The organism is Dietzia timorensis, assembly GCF_020742175.1.
Lineage (GTDB): Bacteria > Actinomycetota > Actinomycetes > Mycobacteriales > Mycobacteriaceae > Dietzia > Dietzia timorensis_A.
Genome location: NZ_DYXM01000184.1, coordinates 1 through 3,872 on the forward strand (window position 1 = coordinate 1; position 3,872 = coordinate 3,872).

The window sequence follows — 3,872 nt, forward strand, 5'->3', positions numbered from 1 at the left end:
GTGAGGTTCACCTCGATCATGCCCGGCTGCTACTCCGGCCGCTGGCCACACATCCACTTCGAAGTCTTCCCGGACAAGGCGTCGATCTCCGACGCGACGAACAACGTGCTGACCTCGCAGCTTGCGATCCCCGAGGACGTGGCGACGCAAGTTTATGCGTTGACCGGCTACACCGGGTCGGCGAGCAACCTCTCGAAGATCACGCTCGCCACCGACAACGTGTTCTCCGACGGCTGGGACCAGCAGGTGGCGACGGTTACCGGCGATGCGAGCTCCGGGTACACGGTGTCCATCGACGTGCCGATCGACACGACCACCGAGCAGGAGATGTCCGGCGGGATGCCGGGTGGGGCTGGTGGCCCGGGCGCTGGTGGCCCAGGCGGCGGAACCCCGCCCGACGGAGCACCGGCTGACGGTGGGCCGATGGGGGCACCGCCGGAACAGGCCTCCGTGTCGGCGAGCGGCTCGACCGAGGCGGCCTAGCTTCGCGTCCGGAGTTTGAGCGCCTCCAACCCGGCTGCCGGTCACGCACACCACGTAAAGGTACGTTCTGGCGCCTCGTGAGCGCTGACCGTAACCACAACGTGGTGTGCGGGAACGGCTGGTGTCCGATGTCACGTCGAGATGTCGATCGCTCCGTTTTCGTCTACGGGAAACATCGGCGCGTAGGCTGCCTCCCACAAGTACCCGTCAGGATCGGCAAAATAGCCGGAGTACCCGCCCCATTCCGTACGCTCGGCTACCTTTACCAGCTTACCTCCGGCTTCAACGGCCAGTTCTAACGCGGAATCGACTGCCGCCACATTATTGAAATTGAGCGCCAGCGTAATCCCGCGAAATCCCTGAGACTCGTTGGCCGCCACGCCAACATCGTCTGCTAGATCGGTGTAGCCGAACAAGCCGATCCATGTGCCCGAGGTGCGAAACCAGGTAATTCCCTGGGAGGGGTCCCCGCGTTGCTCCCATCCAAGCGCTCGATAGAAGGACGCGCTGGTGTGTATATCTGCAACTCCGAGCGTGACGATAGAAAAGTTCGGTGCAATACCCATGTGCGCATGGTGACACAGGCAATAGAAGAGCCGCGGTGTGGCGAATACTCGCCACACCGCGGCCCCATGTCCGCGGCCTACCCGAAAATGTGGCGGACGAGCTTCGGCCCGCCTTCGCAGAGCTTGCCGGCCTTGAGCGCCGTCGGAAGCAGCGTGGCCGCGTTTAGGCGCGAAGTCCAGTGGAGGCGCGCGGCTCGCGCCGCCTTCTTCCAACCGCGGTCGGCGAACGACTTCGCCTCGCCCGCGAAGAAACGAGACTCCTCGGCGAAACGGCGTCCGTCGAGCGCACGGACCGAGGAATCCGACGCCGAATGGCGGCGGTACAGGAACGCGAGCGTCGGATCGATGACCATCTTGCCGCCGGCGGAAATAGTGTCGACCAGGAGGGCTAGGTCCTGCACGACGTCAAGACCCTCCCGGAAGCCGATCTTCCCGATCCACTCGGCATTCCACGCGAGCGAGGGGAAGTACGTCCAGTTGCCGTGCATGAGCGAAACCATGAGGTCTTCGCCGCCGAGGACCTTGCGGCCGTTCGGATCCGACAGCGGCGAGTTCCACGCCTTGACGGCGTCGGCAAGCGATTTCGCGGGTACGCCGTTCTCGTCGATCACGGCGACACCGCATTCGAAGACGGCGGCGTCAGGCTGTGCGGCGAAGCCGTCGTGTACGGCCTGCAGGTAGCCGGGGAGCATGATGTCGTCGGCGCCCATCACGACAACCGTGGGGGCCTCGACCATGCCGAGGCACTTGCGGTAGTTGCCGTTCGCGCCGAGGTTGACCTCGTTCTTCTCGTAGGTCACGCGCGAATCCCGTGCCGCGAGCTCACCCATGTAGCGGGCGGGCTCGGGGTCCGGGAAACCGTCGTCGACCACGATGAGCCGGAAGTCGGAAAAGCTCTGCGCCACGACGCTGTCGACGGCCTTCTTGAAGTGGTCGACGTCTCCGTAATACGGCAGCATCACATCGATGGACATGTAGGTTCCGGTTCCCTTCTCCGCGCGGGCAGGCGGGTGTTCGCGCTGCGCGTTTTCGATCGTGGCATGCTTTGCGGCCGCGCCTCGCCGCCCTTTTCGCGGCGGCGATGCGTGGCTATGTGCTCAATCTTGCACGCGGTGCGCGTCTTTTGACCGCATTTGGCATAGTATCGACCCGAAATGAGCGGCGAGATTTCCCCGGGCACATTCCCGGACACAGACAACACGCGCGGCGCGGGCAACCGCGACGTGTGGCTCGTGGTGCCCTGTTTCAACGAGGGCACGGTCATCGAGGACGTGCTGCGCAGCGCGCGGGAGACGTTCCCCAACATCGTGGCCGTCGACGACGGCTCGGCCGATGATTCCGCGGCAGCTATCCACGCCGCCGGCGCGCATCTCGTTCAGCATCCGGTGAACCTCGGGCAGGGTGCCGCGATCCAGACCGGAGTCGAGTACGCCCGCGCCCAGCCCGGTGCGCAGTATTTCGTCACCTTCGACGCGGACGGCCAGCACCAGGTCAAGGACGTTCTCGCGATGGTCGAGCGGCTACGCAGCGAGCCCCTCGACATCGTCGTCGGCACCCGCTTCGGTCGCGACCGCGACGATGACGGCGACGATCAGGTCCCCCTCATCAAGCGGTTCGTGCTCAAAACGGTCGTGCTGCTTTCCCCACGCACGCGCCGGCTCGGTCTCACCGACGCCCACAACGGGCTGCGCGTCTTCAACCGCACGGTCGCCGAGGGGCTCAATCTGCGCATGAACGGAATGTCCCACGCCAGCGAGTTCGTCGCGCTCATGGACTCAGAGGGCTGGCGCGTCGGCGAGCAGCCCGTCGACATCCTGTACACCGACTATTCGATGTCGAAGGGGCAGTCGCTGCTCAACGGCGTCAATATCCTCTCGGACGGTCTGGTCGGAAAGAGGCTGCCGTGATAGTCAAGATCCTCCTGCTCCTCGCCGCTGTCGGGCTCGTCGCGTTCTTCCTGTCGAACCGGCGTAAGGCGCGCGCCAAGGCCGGCGTCAAGATGGGCTTCGTCGTATTCCTCATCGGCGGCCTCTACGCGGTGATCCGTCCCGACGACCTCACGTGGCTCGCGAACCAGATCGGCATCGGCCGCGGCACCGACCTGCTGCTGTACATCCTCATCATGGCGTTCGCGTTCGTCACGGTCTCTACATATGTCCGATTCCGCGAGCAGGACCTGCGTTATGCACGTCTCGCCCGCGCCGTCGCGCTGCAGAACGCGGTGCGCCCCGGCGAGTCGATGCCAGGCGCCTCGCCATTCTCCGCGGCTCCGGCGTCCGGCGGTAAGGAGTCCGGCGCCCCCGAAACCGGTGCCCCAGCACCCGGCGCATTCAAGCCCGACACAGGAACGGAGAACGCGCGCCCGTCCACCGGCCAGTCCGGCTCGTGACCTCGCCCGCACCCTCCGCCGCCCGCTCGTCCGCCGACCTCGGCGCACGCCTTAAGTACATCGCCCGCGGCATCCGCGAGGCACTCGGTTCGACCATTCCCGATGACGGCGGCGAGCGCCGCCCGCAGGCCGACGCGGCCGGTCTCGAGCCGGAAACCACGCAGCCATCGGAGGCCTGGCGCTCGCCGGACACCTGGCTGCGTCCGATCGGCGCCGCGGCCGAGGCAGTTGCCGCGCGGATCGACGCCCTCGCCGCGAAACTCGACTCGCACGGCGAGGGCCGCTTCCGGTCGCAGCCGAGGGCCGAGTACGTCACCGCGCGTGGCGCGCTCTTCGCACCCGGAGGGCCGCTACGTCCGCTCGACATTCTTTCGGCGGAGCTCACCAGGTCCTGCGACCTGCTCGGCACGGCCGCCACGCAGGCGGCGCAGTCC

Annotated in this window: 4 protein-coding genes and 2 pseudogenes; 4 read left to right on the top strand and 2 right to left on the bottom strand. The window is 66.3% G+C overall.

Annotated elements, in window-relative coordinates; all coding sequences use genetic code 11:
- Positions 1-483 (top strand): annotated as a pseudogene (locus K8V11_RS09575) (3,4-dioxygenase subunit beta); the annotation flags it as partial.
- Positions 484-614: 131 nt separating this feature from the next.
- Here K8V11_RS09575 and K8V11_RS09580 read toward each other — a convergent pair.
- Both K8V11_RS09580 and K8V11_RS09585 read right to left on the bottom strand, forming a co-directional pair.
- A complete protein-coding gene (locus K8V11_RS09580) occupies positions 615-1,049 on the bottom strand; it encodes a VOC family protein (RefSeq protein ID WP_303913272.1) in 435 nt (144 codons plus the stop codon).
- A gap of 77 nt (positions 1,050-1,126) precedes the next feature.
- Complete coding sequence (locus tag K8V11_RS09585; protein ID WP_303913275.1) at positions 1,127-2,023, bottom strand: glycosyltransferase; 897 nt, start codon at positions 2,021-2,023, stop codon at positions 1,127-1,129.
- 180 nt (positions 2,024-2,203) lie between these two features.
- Here K8V11_RS09585 and K8V11_RS09590 point away from each other — a divergent pair, with 180 nt between their 5' ends.
- The 3 genes and pseudogenes from K8V11_RS09590 to K8V11_RS09600 all read left to right on the top strand — a co-directional run.
- Positions 2,204-2,956: a glycosyltransferase family 2 protein gene (locus K8V11_RS09590; protein ID WP_303913276.1), complete on the top strand. Its 753-nt coding sequence runs from the start codon at positions 2,204-2,206 to the stop codon at positions 2,954-2,956.
- Positions 2,956-3,279: pseudogene (locus tag K8V11_RS09595) on the top strand (DUF2304 domain-containing protein); the annotation flags it as partial. The gene K8V11_RS09590 and the pseudogene K8V11_RS09595, both read left to right, overlap by 1 nt.
- Positions 3,280-3,434: 155 nt before the next feature.
- Positions 3,435-3,872, top strand: a 438-nt coding sequence (locus K8V11_RS09600; RefSeq protein WP_303913279.1) for a hypothetical protein, incomplete at its 3' end; no start/stop codon positions are given.

Bases quoted from the DNA above. Each gene is read 5' to 3' on its own strand.
- K8V11_RS09585 (WP_303913275.1), bottom strand. From the start codon at position 2,023: ATGTCCATCGATGTGATGCTGCCGTATTACGGAGACGTCGACCACTTC.
- K8V11_RS09580 (WP_303913272.1), bottom strand. From the start codon at position 1,049: ATGGGTATTGCACCGAACTTTTCTATCGTCACGCTCGGAGTTGCAGAT.
- K8V11_RS09590 (WP_303913276.1), top strand. From the start codon at position 2,204: ATGAGCGGCGAGATTTCCCCGGGCACATTCCCGGACACAGACAACACG.